This window comes from Dietzia kunjamensis (assembly GCF_045689975.1).
Taxonomy (GTDB): domain Bacteria; phylum Actinomycetota; class Actinomycetes; order Mycobacteriales; family Mycobacteriaceae; genus Dietzia; species Dietzia kunjamensis.
This window is the reverse complement of the sequence record NZ_CP143297.1, coordinates 1,233,847-1,257,306: the sequence shown is the minus strand read 5'-3', so window position 1 is coordinate 1,257,306 and position 23,460 is coordinate 1,233,847. Positions and strand designations below refer to the sequence as shown.

The 23,460-nt window shown below is 69.5% G+C and carries 20 protein-coding genes and 1 riboswitch; of the genes, 11 read left to right on the top strand and 9 right to left on the bottom strand.

Annotated elements, in window-relative coordinates; translation table 11 throughout:
- Positions 1-317 precede the first annotated feature (317 nt).
- Positions 318-932: a C40 family peptidase gene (locus VZF99_RS05880; RefSeq protein ID WP_120285801.1), complete on the bottom strand. Its 615-nt coding sequence runs from the start codon at positions 930-932 to the stop codon at positions 318-320.
- Positions 933-944: 12 nt separating this feature from the next.
- Positions 945-1,093: riboswitch (cyclic di-AMP (ydaO/yuaA leader) on the bottom strand.
- Between the two features lie 79 nt (positions 1,094-1,172).
- Entirely contained in the window at positions 1,173-1,382 is a 210-nt protein-coding gene (locus VZF99_RS05875) for a hypothetical protein (protein WP_407335883.1), read from the bottom strand.
- A gap of 163 nt (positions 1,383-1,545) precedes the next feature.
- On the opposite strand from VZF99_RS05875, the gene VZF99_RS05870 reads away from it, so the two are divergent.
- Entirely contained in the window at positions 1,546-3,177 is a 1,632-nt protein-coding gene (locus VZF99_RS05870; RefSeq protein WP_407335882.1) for a DEDD exonuclease domain-containing protein, read from the top strand.
- Here VZF99_RS05870 and trpD read toward each other — a convergent pair.
- Positions 3,164-4,222 (bottom strand): anthranilate phosphoribosyltransferase, encoded by a 1,059-nt coding sequence (gene trpD / locus VZF99_RS05865; protein ID WP_120285798.1) that lies wholly within the window; start codon positions 4,220-4,222, stop codon positions 3,164-3,166. The genes VZF99_RS05870 and trpD overlap by 14 nt on opposite strands.
- A 291-nt stretch (positions 4,223-4,513) precedes the next feature.
- Between trpD and VZF99_RS05860 the strand changes: the two genes are divergently transcribed.
- The 5 genes from VZF99_RS05860 (at position 4,514) to VZF99_RS05840 (ending at position 11,432) form a co-directional block, all read left to right on the top strand.
- Entirely contained in the window at positions 4,514-5,125 is a 612-nt protein-coding gene (locus VZF99_RS05860; protein ID WP_120285797.1) for a heme-copper oxidase subunit III, read from the top strand.
- A gap of 55 nt (positions 5,126-5,180) precedes the next feature.
- Complete coding sequence (locus VZF99_RS05855) at positions 5,181-6,065, top strand: c-type cytochrome (protein ID WP_120285796.1); 885 nt, start codon at positions 5,181-5,183, stop codon at positions 6,063-6,065.
- Positions 6,062-7,252 (top strand): ubiquinol-cytochrome c reductase iron-sulfur subunit, encoded by a 1,191-nt coding sequence (locus tag VZF99_RS05850; protein ID WP_120285922.1) that lies wholly within the window; start codon positions 6,062-6,064, stop codon positions 7,250-7,252. Before VZF99_RS05855 ends, VZF99_RS05850 begins: the two co-directional genes overlap by 4 nt.
- Positions 7,249-8,871, top strand: coding sequence for a cytochrome bc complex cytochrome b subunit (locus tag VZF99_RS05845; RefSeq protein ID WP_407335881.1), 1,623 nt, complete (start codon positions 7,249-7,251; stop codon positions 8,869-8,871). Before VZF99_RS05850 ends, VZF99_RS05845 begins: the two co-directional genes overlap by 4 nt.
- A gap of 95 nt (positions 8,872-8,966) precedes the next feature.
- Positions 8,967-11,432 carry an AAA family ATPase gene (locus VZF99_RS05840; protein WP_407335880.1) on the top strand — a complete coding sequence of 822 codons (2,466 nt, stop codon included), beginning with the start codon at positions 8,967-8,969 and terminating at the stop codon, positions 11,430-11,432.
- A gap of 34 nt (positions 11,433-11,466) precedes the next feature.
- Here the strand turns inward: VZF99_RS05840 and VZF99_RS05835 are convergent, their stop codons facing one another.
- Complete coding sequence (locus VZF99_RS05835) at positions 11,467-13,035, bottom strand: FAD-dependent oxidoreductase (RefSeq protein WP_407335879.1); 1,569 nt, start codon at positions 13,033-13,035, stop codon at positions 11,467-11,469.
- Positions 13,036-13,170: 135 nt separating this feature from the next.
- On the opposite strand from VZF99_RS05835, the gene VZF99_RS05830 reads away from it, so the two are divergent.
- Positions 13,171-13,695 (top strand): DUF3253 domain-containing protein, encoded by a 525-nt coding sequence (locus VZF99_RS05830; RefSeq protein ID WP_407335878.1) that lies wholly within the window; start codon positions 13,171-13,173, stop codon positions 13,693-13,695.
- 136 nt (positions 13,696-13,831) lie between these two features.
- A complete protein-coding gene (locus VZF99_RS05825; RefSeq protein ID WP_061228903.1) occupies positions 13,832-14,989 on the top strand; it encodes an acyl-CoA dehydrogenase family protein in 1,158 nt (385 codons plus the stop codon).
- Positions 14,990-15,072: 83 nt separating this feature from the next.
- On the opposite strand, the gene VZF99_RS05820 is transcribed toward VZF99_RS05825, so the two are convergent.
- Positions 15,073-15,645, bottom strand: coding sequence for a DUF6512 family protein (locus tag VZF99_RS05820; protein ID WP_407335877.1), 573 nt, complete (start codon positions 15,643-15,645; stop codon positions 15,073-15,075).
- Between the two features lie 139 nt (positions 15,646-15,784).
- On the opposite strand from VZF99_RS05820, the gene VZF99_RS05815 reads away from it, so the two are divergent.
- The gene (locus tag VZF99_RS05815) at positions 15,785-17,353 is read left to right on the top strand and encodes a DUF222 domain-containing protein (RefSeq protein ID WP_407335876.1); all 1,569 of its coding nucleotides are present in this window, start codon (positions 15,785-15,787) and stop codon (positions 17,351-17,353) included.
- A gap of 101 nt (positions 17,354-17,454) precedes the next feature.
- Here VZF99_RS05815 and VZF99_RS05810 read toward each other — a convergent pair whose 3' ends face one another.
- Together VZF99_RS05810 and VZF99_RS05805 are read right to left on the bottom strand one after the other, a co-directional pair.
- Positions 17,455-17,871: a cytochrome c oxidase subunit 4 gene (locus VZF99_RS05810; protein WP_067714151.1), complete on the bottom strand. Its 417-nt coding sequence runs from the start codon at positions 17,869-17,871 to the stop codon at positions 17,455-17,457.
- Positions 17,872-17,907: 36 nt separating this feature from the next.
- Positions 17,908-18,975 carry a cytochrome c oxidase subunit II gene (locus VZF99_RS05805; RefSeq protein WP_120285919.1) on the bottom strand — a complete coding sequence of 356 codons (1,068 nt, stop codon included), beginning with the start codon at positions 18,973-18,975 and terminating at the stop codon, positions 17,908-17,910.
- A gap of 280 nt (positions 18,976-19,255) precedes the next feature.
- On the opposite strand from VZF99_RS05805, the gene asnB reads away from it, so the two are divergent.
- On the top strand, positions 19,256-21,181 hold the full coding sequence (gene asnB, locus VZF99_RS05800) for an asparagine synthase (glutamine-hydrolyzing) (protein ID WP_407335875.1): 1,926 nt from the start codon (positions 19,256-19,258) through the stop codon (positions 21,179-21,181).
- 18 nt (positions 21,182-21,199) lie between these two features.
- On the opposite strand, the gene VZF99_RS05795 is transcribed toward asnB, so the two are convergent.
- Both VZF99_RS05795 and VZF99_RS05790 read right to left on the bottom strand, forming a co-directional pair.
- Positions 21,200-22,177, bottom strand: a complete 978-nt coding sequence (locus tag VZF99_RS05795; protein ID WP_407335874.1) for a carbohydrate kinase family protein — start codon at positions 22,175-22,177, stop codon at positions 21,200-21,202.
- A 73-nt stretch (positions 22,178-22,250) separates the two neighbouring features.
- Positions 22,251-22,598 carry an iron-sulfur cluster assembly accessory protein gene (locus VZF99_RS05790; RefSeq protein ID WP_067714160.1) on the bottom strand — a complete coding sequence of 116 codons (348 nt, stop codon included), beginning with the start codon at positions 22,596-22,598 and terminating at the stop codon, positions 22,251-22,253.
- A 166-nt stretch (positions 22,599-22,764) separates the two neighbouring features.
- Between VZF99_RS05790 and VZF99_RS05785 the strand changes: the two genes are divergently transcribed.
- Positions 22,765-23,460 carry a DUF3043 domain-containing protein gene (locus VZF99_RS05785; RefSeq protein ID WP_067714163.1) on the top strand — a complete coding sequence of 232 codons (696 nt, stop codon included), beginning with the start codon at positions 22,765-22,767 and terminating at the stop codon, positions 23,458-23,460.

Sequence of the window (23,460 nt, the reverse complement as noted above, 5' to 3'; positions counted from 1 at the left end):
GTAACCGGACCCGGGACAGGCGCCGTGGCCGCGGTTGGCGACGACCGGTCCGGGGTGGTGGTCTGCGCTCCGGCCAGCGCGGGACCGAGGGTCAACGAGGTGGTCACGGTCGCTGCGATCGCGAGCACGCTGAGGCTGCGGGTCATCTGGTGTCGTCGAACTCTCGGATCCGGGTCACGCAGTGCGCGGGCGCCCAGCCGACGCCTACGGTGGAATCGGGTACCCGAGAGGGGATGTTACAGACGACAGACCCCGCCGGTGACCGGTTCGAGACCGGACGCCGACGGGGTCTGCGGAGGTTCGGGGAGCGACCCGACTCAGTAGTAGCGGGTCGCACCGTAGAACGGCATGGAGTCCACCGGCGCGTAGCTCACCGAGGTGCCCGAGTACGGGGCGTGGACGACCTGGCCGTTGCCGGCGTAGATCCCGACGTGGCTGGCGCCACTGTAGAAGGCGACGATGTCGCCGGGCTGCAGGTCGGCCTTGGAGACCTGGGTGCCGCCGCCGATCTGGGCCTGGCTGGTGCGCGGGATGGAGATCCCCGCCTCCTTGTAGGCCCACGAGGTCAGACCGGAGCAGTCGAACGAGTTGGGGCCGGTAGCGCCCCAGACGTAGGGCGAGCCGACCCGGGTGGTGGCGGCGTCGAGGATGCGCTGGCCGGTCGAGACCGCCGGCGCGGGGGCGGCGAACTCAACGGGCGCCGCCTGTGCCTGGGCCTGGGCCAGGCCGGCCGGGAGCTCGATGCCCTCCGGCAGGTCGAACGAGACCTGGTTCGGCACGCCGGGCAGCCGCAGCTCGACGGGGACGTCGACGGTGACGGGTGCGGCGGCGGCGGTTCCGGAACCGGCGACAGCGGCTCCGGCTGCGAGCAGGCCGGCGGCGGCGGCGACACGGCGGCCGGTCGAGCTGGTCTTGATGCTGTGGGCTCCCACGAAGACTGTTCCTCTTTCTTCCTGCGGCACCGACCGGGTTAGCTGACGGGTTCGGACACGGAAGTCTGTCCTACGCTTCGGACCTTTAGGCCCTCGTGCGATTCACCCCAGTGGATCTTGGTTCCCCGGTGCGCCCTTCGGCGCTTAGGTGTGACCCCGGCTCCCCGCCGGCAGGCGGGCGATGACTTCCGAGGTCTCGAAAAGGTTACGAAACCGTCTCGTCGAAGTCCAGTTCATCGCTCACGCGGCGACGTCAGCCCCCAGAATCTCGACCGTGGAGACCATTCCGACCTCGCGCAGGACGTCGATCGCCTCGCGGACCTCCGGGTCCAGAACATAGCCGCACGACTCCGGAGAAAGCTCGTCCACCTGCGGTTTTCCGGCGTCGAGAACGGCGATGATGCACCCGTCACATGCGGCGGGTCCTGCGGGACACCGCAAGCAGTCCATCGTGAACATGATCTACCTCACACTTCGTCCTGGGCGTGTTGCCCGTTCGTTATCGAGCCGCGATCCGGGCCCGGGGTGGTCGTACTGCGGGGCACCCTAGGGACAAGGTCCGACAACCACGGCGGGGCCGGCCGTGTCGGAGGGCGGGGCTACCGTCTCCGGCATGCCCCGATCCCCCTCCCCCGTCTCGACCGGGGTGCAGGCAGCTTTCGACGATCTCGAGCCTCTGCTGTCCGACGTCACGTTCGTCGTGGTCGACCTGGAGACGACGGGCACCCGGACCGGAAGCGACGAGATCACCGAGATCGGCGCGGTACGCGTCCGAGGCGGCGAGGTGCAGGCGGAGCTGTCGACGTTCGTCTCGATCCACGGTGCCCTGCCCGGCCACATCAGCAGACTGACCGGGATAGCTCCGGACGACCTCGTCGGTGCCCCGAGTCTCGGCGAGGTGATGTCGACGTTTCTCGAATTCTCCCGCGGGGCCGTCCTCGTCGCCCACAACGCGCGGTTCGACCTGGGGTTCCTGCGGGCCGCCGCCGCGTCGACCGGGCACCCGTGGCCCGATCCCCCGTCGCTCTGCACCCTGGCTCTCGCGAGGCGGGTGCTGCACCGCGGGGAGACACGAGGCCACCGGTTGGGAGTCCTCGCCGCGCACCTGGGGGCCACCGTGGAGCCCAATCACCGGGCCCTGCAGGACGCCCGCGCCACGGTCGACGTGCTCCACGCACTGATCTCGCGGGTCGGCGACTGCGGGGTCTCGACCCTGTCGGAGTTACGGGCCTACGACGGTCGCCTCTCCCCGGAGGTGAGGCGGCGAGCCGCCATGACCGGGTCATTGACCGAGGGGCCCGGTGTCTACGTGTTCCGGGACGACGCCGGTGGCGCCCTGTACGTCGGCTCGTCCGGCGCGGTCCGCAGACGGGCCCGGTCCTACTACTCCGGCGGTGACACGCGCGGACGGATGCGCACCATGGTCGGGCTGGCCGACTCGATCGACTCGGTCGCGTGCGCCCACCTCCTCGAGGCGTGGACCGTCGAGGAACAGCTCATCGACTCGCTTCAACCCCCGTTCAACACCCGGTCGCGGAGCCCTCGCCGCGGCTGGTGGCTCACGCCCCCCACCGGCCGCGCCACCCGCCCGAAGGTCGTGCGAACCCCGGACGACCCCGCCGCCATCGGGCCCTTCCGGCGCGCCGAGGACGCCCGGGCCGCCTGGGAGGACCTCCTCGGCGTGTTCGGCACCGCCCCGGGATCCGATCGCTGGGCGGCGCTGGCGGAGGGACGGGACTCCGGTCCCCTGCGGGATCTGGTCGACCGCGTGGAGGTACTCGCGGCCGAGGGCGCGTTCGAACGCGCGGCCCGGCTCCGCGACAGGACCGCAGCCCTCGTGCGGGTCCTCTCCCGACGGCAGGAACTCGCCGCAACGGCCTCGCTGCCCGAGATCGTTCTCGCACAGCCGGCGCCGCGCCGGACGTGGGCGGTCGCGGTGGTGCGCCACGGTCGACTCGCCGGATCCGGGGTCGTCCCGCCGGGAGCGGCACCGATGCCGGTCATCGACGGACTCCGGGCCGCCGCGACCACCGTGCAGCCCGGCCCGGGCCCCTTCGCCGGTGCGACCGCCGCCCAGATCCGGAACGTCCACCGGTGGATCGACTCGACCAGGACACGCATCGTCTCGGTCGAGGGTTGCTGGACGCTCCCCCTTGACGGGGCGCACACGCTGACCGGCTGGGCGACCCTGGCCGAGAGCGCCGCCGCCGAGCACCGCGGGACCGGACTCGTCAGCGCACGCTGAACCCGGCCCACTTCTCGAGCAGCCGCGCCGCCTCGCCGTCGTCGATCGCCGCGGCGGCCCGGTCCACCGCGGCCCGCATGGCAGATACCAGGTCGGAACCACGCTCGAGACCGTCGAAGGCCACCAGCGCGGCCGCGGAGTTGAGCAATACCGCATCGCGCACCGGGCCCCGTGCTCCCGCGAGGAGATCGCGGGCGACCCCGGCGTTGTGGACGCCGTCCCCGCCCCGCAACTCCTCGATCGAGCAGGTGCTCATCCCGAAGTCGGCGGGCTCGACCTGATCCTCGTCCACATGACCGTCCGAGACCCGCAGCACCCGGGTGGGACCGGTCATGGTGATCTCGTCGAGGCCGTCCGACCCACGCACCACGAGCGCCGACCTGCCGCGCAGCGCGAACACCTCCGCCATCACCGTCATCAGCCCCTCGAAGGCGCAGCCGATGAGGTTCGCGGCGGGTGCCGCGGGATTCGTGAGAGGCCCGAGGATGTTGAAGACGGTCGGGATCCCGATCTCACGCCGGGGGGTCGCGGCGAAACGCAGCGCGGGATGGAACACGGGCGCGAAGCAAAAGGCCACGCCCACCTCGTCGAGGCACCGCCCGACGTCCTCCGGGCCGAGGTCGATCGCCACCCCGAGCGCCTCGAGCACATCGGCACCGCCGCTCTTGGACGATGCCGCCCGGTTGCCGTGCTTGACCACGGGCACTCCGCAGGCGCTCACCACGAGAGAGGACATCGTCGAGATGTTCACCGTGCCCTGGCGGTCACCACCGGTACCGACGATGTCCACGCAGGGACGATCAGTGGGCACCCGACGGGAGTAGTCGAGCATGGTCGAGGCCAGCGCATCGAGCTCCGGACCCGTGACGCCCTTCATTTTCAGGGCAACGCCGAAGGCTGCGATCTGAGCGTCGGTGGCGACACCCTCCATGATCCGGGACATCGCCCACCCGGCCTCCGCCGGATCGAGGTCCCCGCCCGCGGTGAGGGTGCCGAGAACCCCGGGCCACGACCGGCCCCCGTCGAACGCTGCCGAACTGCCCACGTGTCCCGACCTCCTCTGGTGTCATGGAAACGGACACGCCCCACAGGGCGCCGCCCGCACGTCGTCAATCGTGCCACTGTTCCGACCCGGCCCGTGCGCTGACGCCCTGCACTCCGGCGGCGGCGAGCGGCCGGGGCTCGCCTGAGAGTGCCCTGATAGCCCCTGCAAGGGGGACCAATACCGACCATTGCCCTGAGGGTTTCCGAAGCGACCTGCGGAAACGCTGGACAGACACGCCGATTTCGGGGGTCCGTGCAGACTCGTCCCTCCTCAGGGGTCATACTTGGCCACGTGACGAGCGCAGTAGATAACTCAGGATCGGCCATGGCCCAGCGTGTTCATTCGCTGAATCGGCCGAACATGGTCAGTGTGGGCACCATTGTCTGGCTGTCCCAGGAGCTGATGTTCTTCGCGGGTCTGTTCGCGATGTACTTCGTCTCCAAGGCGAACTCGGGAGGTGACTGGCCCTCCTACCCGGTGCACCTCAACGTGCCGTTCGCCCTGACGATCACCGTCATCCTCGTGGCGTCGTCGTTCACCTGCCAGATGGGCGTGTTCGCCGCCGAGCAGGGTGACGTCTTCGGCCTCCGCCGCTGGTACGTCATCTCCGCGGTGATGGGCACGGTCTTCCTCATCGGCCAGACGTACGAGTACGTGATGCTGGTCCTCGAGGGCACCACCATCTCCTCCAGCGTCTACGGGTCCGTCTTCTTCATCACCACCGGCTTCCACGGTCTCCACGTCGCGGCGGGCGTCCTCGCCTTCGTCGTCCTCGTCATGAGGACCACGATGTCGCGGTTCACCCCGGCGCAGGCCACGGCCGCCATCGTGGTGTCGTACTACTGGCACTTCGTCGACGTGGTCTGGATCGGCCTCTTCGTCACCATCTACTTCATCCAGTAGCAGCTGGCCGCAGGACGCTGTGTCCAGCAGGTCCCAACACCAAAGGGAACTCACAATGAACTCACCTCACCCACCCGCTGCGGACACGCCGTCGCCGGACCCGGCGACGACCCCGACGCGTCCGGCGTCCACCAAGCGGCGCCGCAAGGCGACCGGCGCGCTCGTCATCGCCGCCGGCCTCCTCGGCGCGGGAGCCATCGCCACGGCAGTCGTGCCCGAGCCGCAGGTGGCGACGGCCCAGCAGGACCAGGCCGCGCTCATCGCCGAGGGCAAGTCGATCTACGACGTCGCCTGCATCACCTGCCACGGCCAGAACCTGCAGGGTGTCGAGGACCGCGGTCCCTCGCTCGTGGGCGTCGGTGCGGGATCGACCTACTTCCAGGTCCACTCCGGCCGCATGCCCGCGGCGGACAACGAGGCCCAGGCGGAGCGCAAGAAGCCCCGCTACAGCGAGCACCAGATCATCGCCCTGGCGGCGTATGTCGACGTCCACGGCGGTGGACCGGGCATCATCACCAACCCGGACGGCACCATCGCCCAGGAGTCGCTGCGCGGCGCCTCCGGCGAGAGTCGTTCGGAGGAGATCGCCCGCGGTTCCGAGCTGTTCCGGCTCAACTGCGCGTCCTGCCACAACTTCACCGGCCGCGGTGGCGCACTGTCGGCGGGCAAGTACGCCCCGGTGCTCGATCCTGCCAACGAGCAGGAGATCTACCAGGCGATGCTGACCGGTCCGCAGAACATGCCCAAGTTCTCGGACCGCCAGCTCACGCCTGACGAGAAGAAGGACATCATCGCCTTCATCAAGGACGCGGACAGCAAGGTCACGCCCGGAGGCTACGGCCTCGGCGGCCTCGGCCCCGTGACCGAAGGTGTGGCCATGTGGCTTGTCGGCATCGTCGCCCTCATCGGTGCGACCCTGTGGATCGGATCCCGTTCATGAGTGAGACCCCGAAGAACCCGTCCCCGGCGGACCTCGACCGGATGAGCGATGCCGAGCTCGTGCGCATGGGCACCGAACTCGACGAGGTCGACGTCCGGTTCCGCGAGGCCCGTTTCCCGGAGGGCACCACCACCCGCGCCGAGAAGCGCGCGGCGCTGACCGTCACCACCTGGTTCGCGCTGTCGGCACTGTTCGGCCTCGCCTTCGCCGTCGTCTACATCTTCTGGCCGTGGGAGTACCGCGGCGAGGGTGAGGACGGCTACTGGCTGTACATGACCTACACGCCACTGCTCGGCCTCACGATCGGGCTGTCGATCCTGTTCCTGGGCTTCGGCGCGGTGCAGTTCACCAAGAAGTTCATCCCCGAGGAGATCTCGGTCCAGACCCGCCACGACGGCGCCTCGGACGATCTCGACCGGCGCACCTTCGTCGCCGAGCTCAACGACTCGTGGAAGACCTCCACCCTCGGCCGCCGCAAGGTCATGGGCGGCTTCCTCGGCGCGGGTGTGGGGCTCATCGGCCTCTCCGCGATCCTGCCGCTCGGCGGCATGATCAAGAACCCGTGGAAGCGCGGGGAGATGACCCTCGCCGGTGACGGCACGCTGCACACCACCGGGTGGACCCTGGCGTCCGACAACCGTCCCGACGGCCTCCCGCCGGAGAAGGTCTACCTCGGCCGCGACACCGGCAAGGTCTACCCCGACGGGCACCCGCCGGCCGGCGAGGGTCGCCTCGAGCGCATCCGTGTGGACGACCTGTCCGCCGGTGGCCTCGAGTCCGTCTTCCCCCTCCCCGCCAGCGCCCTGGGCAACTTCGAGGAGCACATGCACTCGATCCACGGTTCGCGCAACTCGGTCATGTTGATCCGTTTCCGTCCCGAGGACGCGGCCCGCGTGACCAAGCGCAAGGGCCAGGAGAACTTCAACTACGGCGACCTGTACGCCTACTCGAAGATCTGCACCCACCTCGGCTGCCCCACGTCGCTGTACGAGCAGCAGACCCATCGATTCCTCTGCCCGTGCCACCAGTCGCAGTTCGACGCGCTCGAGTACGCGAAGCCGATCTTCGGCCCCGCCGCCCGTGCACTGCCGCAGCTGCCCATCGCCGTCGACAGCGAGGGTTACCTCGTCGCCAACGGTGACTTCATCGAGCCGGTCGGACCTGCCTTCTGGGAGCGTCGTTCATGAGCAACAACACGAGACTCGCGGCACTGGCCGATGGCCTGGACTCGCGGTACACCATGTCCAAGGGCCTGCGCCGGCAGATCAACAAGGTCTTCCCGACGCACTGGTCCTTCCTGCTGGGCGAGATCGCCCTGTACAGCTTCATCATCCTGTTGATCTCGGGTGTCTACCTCACCCTGTTCTTCGACCCGTCCCTGTCGAAGGTGATCTACCAGGGTGCCTACGCACCGCTCAACGGCATCGAGATCTCCCGTGCCTACGAGACGGCGTTGAACATCTCGTTCGAGGTCCGTGGCGGACTCTTCGTGCGCCAGATCCACCACTGGGCGGCGCTGCTGTTCGTCGCCTCGATGGTCGTCCACATGATCCGCATCTTCTTCACCGGCGCGTTCCGTCGCCCGCGTGAGGCCAACTGGGTCATCGGTTGTGTGCTGCTGCTCCTGGGCATCGTCGAGGGCTTCCTCGGCTACGGCCTGCCGGACGACGTCCTCTCGGGCACCGGCCTCCGGATCACCTCGAGCATCATCGTCGGCTTGCCGGTCATCGGCACCTGGATGCACTGGATGATCTTCGGCGGGGACTTCCCCGGCGAGCTGATGATCCCGCGCTTCTACGTCCTGCACGTGCTGATCATCCCCGCGATCATCCTCGCGCTGATCGCCGCTCACCTGGCGCTGGTCTGGTACCAGAAGCACACGCAGTTCCCCGGGCCCGGCCGCACGGAGAACAATGTCGTCGGTGTCCGGATCCTCCCGGTCTTCGCCGTGAAGTCGATCGCCTTCGGCGCCATCACCGTCGGCATGCTCATGCTCTTCTCGGGCCTGTTCACGATCAACGCGATATGGAACCTCGGGCCATACAACCCGTCGCACATCTCGGCGGGCTCGCAGCCGGACTGGTACATGCTGTGGACAGAGGGCGGCGCGCGAGTGATGCCGGCCTGGGAGCTCTACCTCGGCCCGTACACCGTGACCGCCACGACCTGGGTGGCCGTCATGCTGGGCGCCATGGTCGCGCTGATGTTCGCGTACCCGTGGATCGAGTCGAAGCTCACCGGCGAGAAGGGGCATCACAACCTGCTGCAGCGTCCGCGCGACGTGCCGGTCCGCACCGCGGCGGGCATGATGGCGATCACGTTCTACGTGATCCTGGTGCTCATGGGTGCCAACGACCTCATCGCGTACCACTTCTCGATCTCGCTCAACGCGACGACGTGGGCGGGTCGAATCGGCCTGATCGTCCTGCCGCCGCTGGTGTACTTCGCCACCTACCGCCTGTGCCTGGGTCTCCAGCGCGCGGACCGCGAGGTGTTGGAGCACGGCATCGAGACCGGCATCATCATGCGGATGCCGCAGGGCGAGTTCATCGAGGTGCACCAGCCGCTCGGCGAGATGGACGAGCACGGCCATGCCGTTCCGCTCGCCTACGCCGGCGCCAAGGTGCCCACCAAGATGAACCAGCTCGGTGTGGCCGGCCGTCCCCCGCGGGGCGCTCTCAAGGCCGATCCGGTCGAGGAGGCCCGTCTGCTCGAGGACGCCGACCACGACAAGCACCACCGCGAGCACTCGATGCTCACCACGTTGCAGGAGGAGAACCGGACTCGTCGCCACGACGGGCACTGATTCCCCGACAGCACCCGACCGCGGGCCGGATCTCCACCTGGAGGTCCGGCCCGCGGTCGTCGGAAGCCGGCCGTCGCGGCCGAGGGGAGGCACAGATGAGCGACGATCGGATGCCGGTGGGCCCCGGACGCGGAGGACTCGTGCTCACCGACGAGGTCGACCGCGCACTCGACCTTCTGCACTCGGGACACGATCTCTTTCTCACCGGTAGGGCCGGAACCGGAAAGTCGACCCTGATCCGCCGGTTCCTCGCCGAGACCGACCACCCCACCCTCGTCGCCGCGCCCACCGGGATCGCAGCCCTCACCGTGGGCGGCTACACCATCCACCGGCTGTTCGGCTTCCACCCTGACCACACGGTCGACCACGTGCGCAGCAGCGCCTATTGTCCCGGGCGATTCACCCAGGCCCTCGCCGGCGCCCACACGCTCGTCATCGACGAGGTGTCGATGTTGCGGGCCGACGTCTTCGACATGGTCGCCATCGCGCTCGAGAGGTTCGGCCCGGACCCGACGATGCCGTTCGGGGGCGTCCGGCTCGTCCTCGTCGGTGACCTCTTCCAGCTACCGCCGGTGGTGACGGCCTCCGAGAGATCGTCCTTCGAGGCGACCTACCCGACGCCGTACTTCTTCTCGGCCGAGCGCTACCACCCCGAGCACTTCCCCACCGTCGACCTCACCCATGTCTTCCGGCAGTCCGGTGACCCGGAGCTCACCGCGATCCTCAACTCGATCCGCGAGGGCGCTCTCGTCGGCCCGGCGCGCGAACGGCTCAACTCCCGCACCGACCCGGACTTCGATCCGCCGGACGACGAGTTCTGGCTGACGCTCACCACCACCAATCGCAGGGCCGCGAGCCACAACCAACGCCGCCTCGATCGGCTGTCCGGGTCGGAACTGGCGATGGAGGCGACGCTCACCGGCGATCTCACCGGGTTCGAGCTCCCCACCCGGGAGGTGCTGGGGTTCAAGGTCGGCGCGCAGGTCATGATGCTCACCAATGACCCGGCGGATCGTTGGGTGAACGGATCCATCGGACGGGTGCTCGATGTGACCCTCGGGCGACGGGGCGACCGCGGAGAGCGAGGACCCGTCGTCGTCGTCGCCTTCATCGGCGGTGAGGTCGCCGAGGTCGCGCTCCACACCTGGGACGTCACCCGACCGGTGACGGACGGCGGCGGTATGCGACACGAGGTGGTCGGGTCCTTCACCCAGTTCCCGTTCACCCTCGCCTGGGCGGTGACCATCCACAAGAGCCAGGGACAGACCCTGGACAGGGTCGTCGTGGACCTCGGCGGCGGCACGTTCGTGGCGGGGCAGCTCTACGTGGCGTTGAGCCGCTGTCGGTCGCTGGGAGGCCTCGTCCTCACCCGGCCGGTGCTGCCCGGGGACCTCAAGACGGACCGGCGGATCATCCGGTTCCTGCGGACGCCGGACGGTGGGCCCTCGGCCCGCCGCTACTGCGCTGTCGCGGTGGTGTCCGTCGGCGAGGACGGGCCCCGGTCCCGGCCCCGGCCGGTGGAGCTCGCCATCGCTTTCCCCGACGGCACCGCGGTGACGACGCTGGTCAATCCCCAGCGCGACCTGGCCCGGGCGCGGACGGACTACGGCATCACCGTCTCCGATGTCCTTCTCGCCCCCACGCTCCTCGAGGCGTGGTCGATGGTCGCCCCACTGGTGGACGGGCACACCCCGGTCGGCGTGGACCTCGACGTCACTCTCGGTCGACTGGACGCCGAGTTCGCGCGCCTGGGAGGCACGGTGCCGTTGCCGGTCGGGGTCGACATCCCCACCGACGCCCTCACCCCGGGTGAGCGGGCACGTGGCCGCTCCGGATCGGCCCTCGCGCGTGCGCGGGTGGCGCTCGAGGCCCACGGGCGGCTGCACCTCGATGACGCGGCGGCCGGCACGTTCGACGCCGACCTCGTCGACGAGGCCGCGGTCGGCTACCTGCTCAGCCGCGACGCCGACGTCCGCCCACCGACCTCCGAGGTACTCCCCCAACTGTCGGCGATGCTCGGTATCAGCGCCGAGGTCGGGGCCGCTCTGTTGGGGCGCCCCCGCCGCGGTGGGCGCCCGGGGGCCGGGGCCGACGACGACGACGACGACGACGACGAGATCGTCACCCCGGGCGACCGCGATCTCCGGGCAGGCGCGCGCGGACTCGTCGCCGGGCAGATCCGACGCGCCGCGCAGCGGGTGCCGATGACCGCCGACGTGCTGGAGCGGCTCCGGCTGGCCTCCGAGATCGTGGGCTCGGACCTGACGCCGGGGCTGGAGGCTCCGCCGGAGGCGGGCGCGGCGGACGTCCTGCGGCCCGGGACGCGGGTGTGCTTCTCCGGCAGCGCCCTGGACCGCAGCGGCGTCCTCGTGTCCCGGGACGAGATGGAGGCCCTCGCCCTCGGCCGTGGCCTGGTTCCCGTCGGTGCGGTCACCAAGAGTCGCTGCGACGCCCTGGTGGTCGCGGAGCCGGGCAGCCAGTCGACCAAGGCGAGGGCGGCCCACAAGTGGAGCACGCCGGTCATCGCGGCCGCGGACTTCCTCGCATGGGTCGGCCGCTGACCGGGGTGGTTCGTCGCCGGCGCCGGCGCCGTGCTCAGGGAGCGATCGGGAGGGCCTGTCCGGCCATGTCTGCCACCGCCCGGTACGCCATGGTCATCCCGGACCCCAGGGGCACCCCCGGCCCCGGGTAGGCCTCACCGGAGACCGACGCGGACGAGTTGCCGGCGGCGTAGAGACCCGGGATGGGACGTCCGTCCGCGTCGAGCGCGGCGCCGTTCGCGTCGATCACCGCACCGCCCTTGGTGCCGAGGTCGCCGAGGACGAGTCGGACGGCGTGGAATCGCTCGCCGCCGACCGGTCGCAGGCACTGATCGGCCGTGGCGGCACCCAGGAAGAACCGCCCGTACGGGTCCTCTCCGCGGGCGAAGTCGGCGTCGCGGCCCTGCTCGGCGAAGCCGTTGAACCGGTCCACGCTCTCGCGCAACGCGGCGGGATCGAGTCCGGTGGCCTCGGCCAGTTCCTCGACGGATCCCGCGGTGTGCCACAGGCCGGCACCGCGCAACGCGTCGGGCTCGGGTGCGGGGATACAGATGGCCGGGTAGCCGCCGGCCTCGGCGTCGTCGAACACCAGCCAGAAGTCGTCACCGGCCCCGTCGGCCATGCGGGCGTGCATCTTGCGCCCCATCTGGTCGTACGGCAGCAGTTCGTTGGCGAATCGCCGGCCGGTGCCGTCGACGATGATCCCGGAGCGGAAGCCCAGGGTGAAAGCGGCGTGCCCGTTGGGGAACAGCGTGGCGGGGCACCACCAAGACTGGTCGAGCAGGTCCAGCTCCGCGCCGACCTGCTCGAACATGCGGACGGCGTCTCCCGAGCCCGTGGCGGGGTGGGACGAGGACCAGTCGGCGGTGGGCATGTCCTGCCAGCGGCGGCGGAGGTCCGCCGACCGTTCGAAACCGCCGGCGGCGACCAGTACCCCACGGCGTGCGCCCAGCACCTGCCGGCCGGAGACACCGTTCACGACCACCCCGACGACACGTCCGTCGTCTTCACGGACCAGTTCCTCGGCGGCGGTGTTCAGTCGGGTCTCCGCGGTGCCCATCGCGTCGAGTGCGAGTACGAGTCGCGCCACCCAGGCCCTGCCGCCCTCGAGCTTCGTGGTGTCCTCGTCCGCGCCGAACTGGTCAGCCGGAACCGGCGGACGGATGTCGGTCGCCCGGTCGCCGACCTCCTCGCCCTTGATGGGCTTGGGGTAGATGCTCCGGCCGAGTTCCTGGCGCCCCGGGGCGTCGAAGTAGTCGGGGAAGGCCTGGAAGCGGGTCGGGATGCCCAGCTCGTCCTGCAGGAACTCGACGACCTGCGGCCCGGTGTTGAGGAACGCGTCCTGGACGTCGGCGGCGGTGCGGTCCCCCACCACGGCGCGGAAGTAGGTGCGCCCCCGCTCGACGGAGTCCTCGACCCCGTCCCGGGCGAGGACGGAGTTTCCAGGGAGCCACACGGCGCCGCCGGAGTACGCGGAGGTCCCCCCGAAGCGGTCGGTCTTCTCGATCAGGCAGGTCGACAGACCCCGGGCGGCGGCGGTCGCGGCACCGAAGAGGGCTGCCACCCCCGACCCCACGACCACCACGTCGAACTCCGCGTCGAATGTGTTGTCCTGCGCCGTCACGGCAGCCCCTCATCGTCATCCAGCTCTGGTGGAACACGTTCCAGTTCCTGCCGTGACCCTAACACCGGCGCGGTGTGCGACACCCTCGATCGCCGATCGGTGGGGAAGGAGGGGGAGGCGGTGCAGGATCTGGGTGTGACCGATCGAGACGACAGCACCGGCGCCGGCGTGGAGCACACCGAGGACGGTCGACACATCGTGGTCGGGGGCCGGCGGTGGCGCGCGACGGATCCGTCCATCCCCGAGAAGCTCCGCTCGGAGCTCGTCCGGGCACTGATGACCGGTCGCCGGCTGGTCAAGACCGAAGGCGATGCCGCCCGGGTGATGGTGCACGACGCCAAGGTCGCGCTCGGTGAGCGCGGCGACCCGTGGTGGGCACCCACCCGGGAGGGAACACGCGATCGACTGGCCGCGACGATCAGGACGCTCCTGCGCTCGCGCGGCCAGGGGTCGATCTGCCCGTCGGATGCGGCCCGGGTGGCGGGTGGGGATCATTGGCGCGAACTCATGCCCGTCGCCCGGGAGGTCGCGTTCGACCTCCGCGAGGAGGGCGTGGCGGCGGTGACCCAGCGTGGCGAGCGGGTCACCGGACGTGAGGTGACCGGGCCGATCAGGCTGATCGCCGACGACGGCCTGGAATTCACTCCGCCGACGAGGTGACGTCGCGGCGTCGGACGGGTGAGAGAGTTCGAATTCTTGTAGGCTACTCACCAGTAGGAGTACACCAACCTGACGCTCCGCTCCCCTCCACGGTGGCCTGCCACCGGAGCAGAACGTCCAACGGAAAGGCACGCACTTGCGCCGCACTGTTTTCAACGAAGACCACGAGGCCTTCCGCCAGACCCTCCGTGACTTCATCGAGTCCGAGGTGACCCCCCACTTCCAGGAGTGGTTCGAGGCCGGCATCGTCCCGCGTGAGTTCTACTACAAGCTCGCCGACCTCGGCCTGTTCGGCATCAACGTCGACGAGGAGTACGGCGGCGCGGGGATCAATTCCCACAAGTTCGAGGCCATCCAGTCCGAGGAGACCGCCCGCGCCGGCGTGGACTTCGGCGGCTCGGGTGTCCACGTACTGCTCGGGCTCCCCTACATCAAGGCCCTGGCGACCGAGGAGCAGAAGCAGCGCTACCTGCCCAAGTTCGTCTCGGGCGAGGAGATGTGGGCGCTGGCCATGACCGAGCCCGGCACCGGGTCGGACCTGGCCGGCATGAAGAGCACCGCCAAGCTCTCGGAGGACGGCACCCACTATGTCCTCAACGGTGCCAAGACGTTCATCACCGGCGGCGTCCACGCCGACCGCGTGATCGTGGCCTGCCGTACCGCTCCCCCGCGTGAGGACGACCGCCGCTTCGGCATCTCGCTGCTCGCCGTCGACACCAAGCTCGAGGGCTACGCGGTGGGCCGCAAGCTCGACAAGGTCGGACTCAAGACCTCCGACACGGCCGAGCTGTCCTTCACCGACGTCAAGGTCCCGGTCGAGGACCTGCTCGGCGAAGAGAACCGCGGCTTCTACTACCTCGGGCAGAACCTGCCGTCCGAGCGCTGGGGCATCGCCTACGGTGCGTACGCCCAGGCCGCGGCCGCCGTGCGGTTCGCCAAGGAGTACACGCAGCAGCGCACGGTCTTCGGCAAGGAGGTGGCCTCGTTCCAGAACACCAAGTTCGAGCTGGCCGCGTGCCAGGCCAAGGTCGACGCCGCGCAGGCCGTCGCGGACCGCGCCCTCGAGGCGCTGGACGAGGGCGAGCTCACCGCCGCCGAGGCGGCCTCGGCCAAGCTGTTCTGCACCGAGGTCGCCGCCGAGGTCATCGACCGTTGCCTCCAGCTGCACGGCGGCTACGGCTTCATGAACGAGTATCCGATCGCCCGCCTGTACTCGGACAACCGCGTCAACCGCATCTACGGTGGCACCAACGAGGTCATGAAGTCCATCATCGCCAAGGACATGGGCCTGTAGGTCCCACGACCCCCTGGCTCCGTCGGGCCCCGTCCGCTCCCCGCGGACGGGGCCCGAGTCGTCCGACGGACTCCCTCTGCCCGTCAGTCCCCGGGTGCGGCCTCGTAGTCGGCGTGCCCCTCGACCCCGTATCTGTATGTGATGGGGTCGATGAAGACGTCGGGTTCGGCGGGGGGCCTCAGGGTGAACACCACGTAGGCGGCGACGATGCCCACCAGGTAGAAAACCGAGAGGACGATGACGAGGACGTCCGCCTCCAGTCCGCTGAGCAGGCACACGAAGATCACCTGGGCGAGCGCAATGCACAGGCCGAACACGGCGATGTCCACCCACAGCACATTGCGACCTGCGACGGCCTTGTAGACGAAGACCACCCCGATCATCGTCACCGGGATCGAATAGAGGGCGACAGTGGCCGCGGGCACGAAGGACGGCTGCGAGGCGCCGCCGAGCACGAAGAGGGCCGCGTACAGCACCATGGTCGGCCAGGCGGCGATCTTGATGTGCTCCCAGTAACTCTCGTTGACCGCGGCGAACACGGCCACGACCCGGTTGTGCCCGCTCCAGTCGTAGGCGAAGTGGAGCACCGAGCCGACGACGATGAGCGGGATGATCGCCCACCAACTCACCGAGACGACGGCACCCGTGTCCAACACGGTCTCATCCTCCCGCCGACCGGCGCAGTCCGCCGGTCTTCCCAGGTCAGAGCCGTGTGTCGGACCTGCTTGCTAGTGTTTCCCCAATCGAACACACGAGCGATACGGGGGCGGCACTCGCCCGCCCGAGGGGGTGCACATGCGGGAGACGACCACCGGGGATGATGCCGGAGCGGTGGCCGGCAGTCCCGCCGTCACCGCCGCCAGCTCCGCAGCCCTGGCGGCACTGCACGCCGAGAATCGCGCGGCCGCCGCCCGGCTGCGCGCCTGCCACGACCTGTGGGCCACCTGCCGCGAGGAACAGGAACTACGCGACATCGCCGCCGGCTACGGCCCCGGCCTGGACCAACGCCCCGAACACGCCGTCATCGACCCACTGACCATCGCCACAAGTGAGATCGTCGCCGCCTACGGCGTGCACCACAACCGCGCCCGAAGCCTGCTCACCCTGGCCATCACCCTGGTCACCAAGTGCCCCTGTCTCGTCGAGGCCATGGACACCGGCCACCTCGACGAGGCCACCGCCACCCTGCTCGCACGCCACATGCGCACCGTGGACTCCCTGCACCGCGACGACGTCCACCGCGAGGTCATCGACTGGCTCCTGGCCGCCCTCGCCGCCGGCAGACGCCCCGGACGCGACGCGATCCTGTCCCACACCGACCGCATCATCGCCGCCCACGACCCCGAACGCGTACGCCTGCGCCGCACCGCCGCGGTCCGCGAACGCCGCGTCACCCTGCGCCGCGGCACAGACGGCATGGCCGACCTCACCGCCCACCTCACCGCCACCGAAGCCTCCGCCATCCACACCCTGCTGCAGACCAGGGCCACCGCCCAACGCCACCGCGACACCCGCACCCGCGTCGAGACCACCCGCCGCCACGGCGCCGACGCCCTCGACACCGACACCATCCGCAGCATGGACGAACTACGCGCCGACGCCCTCGTCACCGCCCTCCTCGGCCACCCCAACACCGACACCGACGCAGGCAGCCCCACCATCACCGTGCTCGCACCCCCCGGCCCCGACGGCGAACCCGAGGTCTACCTCCCCCGAGGCGGCCCGGCCACCATCGACGCCCTCATCGAACTACTGGCCCGCAGCACCGGCGCCACCATCACCGTGCCCGACACCGCACCCGGCGCCGCAGACACCCCCCACCACGCCCACCGCTACCGCATCAGCGACCGACTGGCCCACCGCATCCGCCTACGCGACGGCACCTGCCGCCACCCCGGCTGCTCCGTCCCCGCCGACGCCTGCGACATCGACCACGTCCGCCCCTTCAACCACACAGACCCCACCGCCGGCGGCCCGACCCTCGAGAACAACCTCGCCGCCATGTGCCGCAACCACCACCGCTTCAAAACCTTCCACAACTGGCACTACCAACTCGTCCCCGACGGCACCCTGACCATCACCACCGACACCGGACACACCCTCACCACCCACCCCGACGGCCCCCTCGCACGCTGGCGCCACACCACCACCGAGACCGACACCGGGGCTGAGACCGGCACCGACGCCGGCGCCGAGAGCGACATCCCGCCCCCACGCCGACCCTGGCTCAACCCCCGACCACAAAGCACCCACTGGTACCGACGCGCCCTACGCCTGGCCGCCGAACGCAAAGCCAACACCATGGCCCCACCACCAGACACCCCACCCGACCACCACCACGACCCCGACCCACCACCCTTCTGACCGGCGCGCGGCGAGCCCGGGCCGACACCCTGGTGGCGACAGCACAAAGGCCCGGTGTCGCAGCGTGCGACACCGGGCCCCGGTGGAAGACGGTCAGACGGTCAGTGCTTCTCGCGACCCCAGTGGTACTCGAAGACCAGGCCGCAGGCGGTGATGACCAGCGCGACGGCGCCGCCGATGAGCACCCACCAGTTCCAGAAGGCCGCTCCGTAGCCGATGATGAAGACCGAGAAGGCCACCAGCACGGGCCAGTAGCTGTGCGGGCTGAAGAAGCCGAGCTCGCCGGCGCCGTCGGAGACCTCGGCCTCCTCGAAGTCCTCGGGCAGGGTGCTGATGCGCCGCGCCACGAAGCGGAGGTAACCACCGATCAGCAGGCTCAGGCCGGCCGAGAGCACGAAGGCCGTAGCGCCGACCCACTCGACGCCCGTCCGAGACGTACCGGTGAGGTAGGCGTACGCGATACCCATGACGGCCAGGAAGATAAACAGGGCGTCGAAAATTCGTACTGTTGCGTTCATCGTTCAGGAATCCTTCGCGTGATACCGGGAGAACCGTCAGTTGCCCGACGCGGTCTCGATGATGTTGTTCTGGTCACGGGTATCGCTGCGTCCGGTCTTGAACGGTGCGGTGGAGGTCGAGTACGGGTCCTGGCCGATCGACTCCAGCGCCTCCGCGTTGGACGCGGTCGGGTTGTCCTGACGGAACTGGATGTACTGGGCGAAGGCCTCCGGCGATACCGCGCGCAGCTCGAAGTTCATCATCGCGTGGTAGACACCGCACATCTCGGCACAGCGTCCGACGAACGCACCCTCGCGATCGATCTCCTCGATCTGGAACATGCTCAACTGCTGGTTCTTGCCCGGGTGCGGCATGACGTCGAGCTTGTAGATGAACTCGGGGATCCAGAACGAGTGGACCACGTCGGCCGACGCGAGGCGGAACTCGATGCGCGTGTCGGTCGGCAGAACCAGGACCGGAACCTCCTCGGAGGTACCGACGGTCTCGATGTTGTTGTAGTGGAGGTACGACTTGTCCTCGGCAAGACGACCGTGGATCGGGCCGCCGGCCGCCGGCTCACCGTGGTGACCCAGGGCCTCACGGACCTCGTCGGAGAGCACACCGGCCTCCTCGGCCGCGCGCTGCGCCTCGACGTTGGTGCCGTCCTCGATGCTGGCCCCCGCGACGTCGACCTTGTTGTAGCCGAACTTCCAGTTCCACTGGTAGGCGGTGACGTCGACCTTGACGCCGACCTCCTCCTGCGGACGGAGATCGAGCACCTTGTTCTGCGTGACCACGGTGAAGTAGAAGAGCACGGAGATGATCACGAACGGCGCAGCCGTGTAGATCAGCTCCAGGGGCACGTTGTACGCAGTCTGGCGCGGGAACTCGCCGTCGTCGTTCTTCCGCTTGCGGTGGAACGCCATCGACCAGAAGATCAGGCCCCACACGAAGAAGCCGACGATGAGCGACGTGATGACTGTGCCCGTCCAGAACTCGCGGATCGCGACGCCCTCCGGGGTGATCCCGGTCGGGAAGCCGAAGTTCATCGTCTGGTTCCACCACTTGTTGTCGGTGTGGAGGCTACAACCGGACAACAGCAAGCCCAATGTGCCGAGAGACATCGCGAGTGTCGCCCTGCGCGTCCGACGACGCCCGTCACGCTGTTCCACCATCACGCCTTCCTGATCAGCGGCACCGACCACGTGGCCGGGACACCTTAAAAGAGTAGACCACGGCTCTCAGAATGGAAGCCGCGGGTCCGGCAATTCACCCGCCCGCTCCCCCACGCCGTCGGCGGGGGGCCGGAGGGGTTCCGCCGACCAGTAGTATTCGATCGCGTCGCGACCCGCTCGGGCGGGTCACCGCTGACGCCCCGACGACGATGGACGAGGTACCCGACGCATGTGTGGCCTGCTTGGTCTGATCACCCCCGACGGCTCCGCCCGTACCCACGAGGCGCGGGTCCTCGGCGCCATGGGGTGCCAGCGCCACCGCGGCCCCGACGAGGTGGGCACCTGGGTCGACGGCGACATGGCCTTCGGGTTCAACCGCCTGTCGATCATCGACATCGCGCACTCTCACCAGCCGCTCCGCTGGGGTCCGCCCGAGCAGCCGGACCGTTACGCGCTGGTGTTCAACGGGGAGATCTACAACTACCTCGAACTCCGCGAGGAGCTGCAGCGCGAGCACGGTGCCGTGTTCGCCACCGAGGGTGACGGCGAGCCGATCGTCGTGGCGTTCCACCACTGGGGCCCCTCGGCCGTCCGCCGGCTCCGCGGAATGTTCGCCTTCGCGATCTGGGACACCGTCGAGCGTTCGCTGTTCGTCGCCCGGGACCCCTTCGGCATCAAGCCCCTGTACATGGCGACCGGACCCGGCGGAACCGTGTTCGCGAGCGAGAAGAAGTCGGTCACCGAACTGATCGACCTCGTCGTCGTCGACACCTCCCTCGACACCCGCGCCCTCCAGCACTACGTCACCCTCCAGTACGTCCCGGAGGACGAGACCCTCACCCGGGGCGTCCGGCGCCTGGAGTCGGGATGCCATGCCACGGTCACCCCCGGCACCGACCCCGTGATCCAGCGCTACTTCGAGCCCACGTTCCCCGTCGTGCCCGTCGCCGACGGCGACGCCGAGCGCCGCTACGACGAGATCGCCGCCGCACTCGAGGACTCGGTCGCCAAGCACATGCGCGCCGACGTCACCGTCGGCTCGTTCCTCTCGGGGGGCATCGATTCCACCGCCATCGCCGCCCTCGCGCGACGCCACAACGAGAACCTCCTGACGTTCACCACCGGTTTCGAGCGCGAGGGGTACTCGGAGATCGACGTCGCCGCCGAGTCGGCCGCCGCGATCGGCGTGGAGCACATCGTCAAGGTGGTCTCGCCCGAGGAGTTCGCCGCCGCGATCCCCGAGATCATCTGGTACCTCGACGAACCGGTGGCCGACCCGGCGTTGGTCCCGCTGTACTTCGTCGCCCGCGAGGCGCGCAAGCACGTCAAGGTCGTCCTCTCGGGTGAGGGCGCGGACGAACTGTTCGGCGGCTACACCATCTATAAGGAGCCCCTGTCGCTGGCGCCGTTCGAGAAGGTCCCCGGTGGGATCCGTCGTGCGCTGGGCCGACTCAGCACCCGGATCCCGGAGGGCACCCGGGGCAAGAGCCTGCTGCACCGCGGCTCGATGAGCCTCGAGGACCGGTACTACGGCAACGCCCGCTCCTTCTCCGACGCGCAGGTGGAGGCGGTCCTCCGCGACTACCGACCGGAGTGGAGCCACCAGGACGTCACCGCGCCGATCTACGAGCGTTCCCGCGGATGGGACCCCGTCGCGAGGATGCAGCACCTGGACCTGTTCACGTGGCTGCGCGGCGACATCCTGGTCAAGGCCGACAAGGTGACGATGGCCAACTCCCTCGAGCTACGGGTGCCGTTCCTCGACCGTGAGGTCTACGAGGTCGCCTCGCGGCTCCCCCACACCGAGAAGGTCGCCCACGGCACCACCAAGTACGCACTGCGCAAGGCCCTCGAACGGATCGTCCCCGCCCACGTGCTGCACCGGAAGAAACTGGGATTCCCCGTCCCGACCCGTCACTGGCTGGCCGGGCCGGAGTTGCACGACTGGGCACGCGAGCACGTGGCGGCGTCCGGCACCGACGAGTTCGTGGACAAGGCCGCGGTACTGCAGATGCTCGACGAGCACCGCCGCGGGGAGTCCGATCACAGTCGTCGCATCTGGACCATGCTGTGCTTCATGATCTGGCACGGCATCTTCGTCGAGGGCCGGATCACCCCGGACATCGAGCAGCGCGAGTACCCCGTCCGCCTCTAGCAGGAGGCGGCGGGACGGTCAGGCGGGAAGGAGCGCCGACAGTTCCTCGGCGGCCTCGTCCCCGTAGGCGTCGACGAGCCGGCGGCGGGCGGCGGCCGGGTCGATGGTCCACTCCTGCGTGCCCGTGGTCTCCAGGACGTGGGTGGCGATGAGGGCCCCGAACTGGGCGGAACGCTCCAGCGACAACCCGTCCAGGACACCGGAGAGGAAGCCCGCCCGGAACGCGTCGCCGACCCCCGTGGGATCCAGCAGGTTGTCCGACGGCACGATCCCGACCTCGATGGGCTCAGCGCCCTGCTCGACGATCACGACGCCCTTCCCACCGCGGGTGGTGACGCGGGTGCCGACCTTGGCGTCCAGCTCCTCTGCCGACCACCCGGTCTTGTTGAGCAGCAGCTCGTACTCGTATTCGTTGGTGAACAGGTACCGCGCCCCGTCGACCAGCTCACCGGCCGCGTCCCCGTCGAGGAACGCGAGCTGCTGGGAGGGATCGGCGGCGAAGTCCAGACCGAGCTCGCGGCACTCCACCGTGTGGGAGTGCATCGCCGTGGGGTCGTTGGCCCCGATGAGCACGATGTCCGGACGGCCGATCCGGTCGGCCAGGCGAGCCAGCGAGATCGTCGCCGCCTCCCCCATCGCACCGGGGTAGAACGACGCGAGCTGCGCCATCTCCGAATCGGTCGTGCACACGAACCGCGCCGTGTGCAGCGCGGAGCTGATGTGGACCGCCGAGCAGTCGACACCGTGCCGCTCGAGCCAGTCGCGGTACTCGACGAAGTCCTCGCCCGCCGCCCCCACCAGATGGGGTCGCCGACCCAGGACGCCGAGCGCGAAGGCGATGTTGCCGCCGACCCCGCCCCGGCGGATCTGCAGCGAATCCACCAGGAAGCTCAGCGACACGTGCGCGAGCTGGTCCGGCAGCAACTGCTCGGAGAAGCGACCCGAGAAGGTCATGAGGTGGTCGGTGGCGATGGAACCTGTGATGACGACGGGCATGCCCCAGACAGTAGACGACCCGGACCGATCGGTGATCGGCCCGGGTCGCCCGGTCGTCAGTGCGACCGCGGCGTCAGTTGAACGAGTCGCCGCATGCGCAGGAGCCCGTGGCCTGCGGGTTGTCGATGGTAAAGCCCTGCTTCTCGATGCTGTCGACGAAGTCGATGGACGCACCGGTCAGGTACGGGACACTCATCCGGTCGACGGCGAGCTTGATGCCGCCGAAGTCGTCGACCACGTCACCGTCGAGCGAGCGGTCGTCGAAGAAGAGCTGGTAGCGCAGGCCCGCGCAGCCACCGGGCTGGACGGCGATGCGCAGCGAGAGGTCGTCACGACCCTCCTGGTCCAGCAGGGCCTTGGCCTTGGCGGCGGCTGCCTCGGTGAGCAGTACGCCGGTAGCGGTGTTCTCCGCAGTGGTCATGTCGGTTCTCCTTGCGATCGGAAGAGGGCTTCGGGGGCGTCGTGAAAGGTTCAACGCCCACCGGGGAGTCCTCTATTCCCCGGCACCCGTTCCCCCGCACACGATACGCCTGCTGTCGCCCATGGGTGAATGTCCGGCGCCGGTGTCGATCGCCTAGCCTGGGTGTGTGAAGTTGCGTGCATTCGGCTCCAGAGACGACGAGAGCGGCAAAGGCTCCCCCGCCCCCGAGGGGCGGCCCGCGTCCGCGGATGCGGCTGCCTCCGAGCCCTCCGGCGACCCGCGCCGCCCCGCGGGCAAGGGGAAGCCGACGCCCCGTCGTCGCGACCAGGAGCGCGCCCGCGGGGTGCGCCAGGGTCCGGTGACCGCGCCGGTCACCCGCAAAGAGGCCAAGGAGCGCAAGAAGGCCGCCCAGGCGACCATGACCAAGGACGAGCGTCGGGCCGCCAGGGCCGGCGAGCGCGCCGCGCGCGAGGAGCGCCGCCAGCTCATGATGGAGGGCGACGACCGTTACGTGCTCTCCCGTGACCGCGGAGAGGTCCGCCGGTTCGCGCGCGACTGGGTCGACACCCACCGGCGCCTCATCAACTGGTTCATGCCGCTCGCCCTGTTCGTGATCGTGTTCCAGCTCATCCCGAACCCGACCCTCATGGTCTACAGCCAGACCCTCTTCCTGGTGCTCATCATGGTCGTCGTCGTCGACGGCATCCTCCTCGGACGAACCGTGAACAAGGCGGTCCGCGAGAGGTTCCCGTCCACCGACGACACCGGTTTCGGCATGGGGTGGTACGCCGTCATGCGTGCGACGCAGCCCCGCATGCTCCGCACCCCCCGCCCCCGGGTCCGCCCGGGCGACGCCATCTGA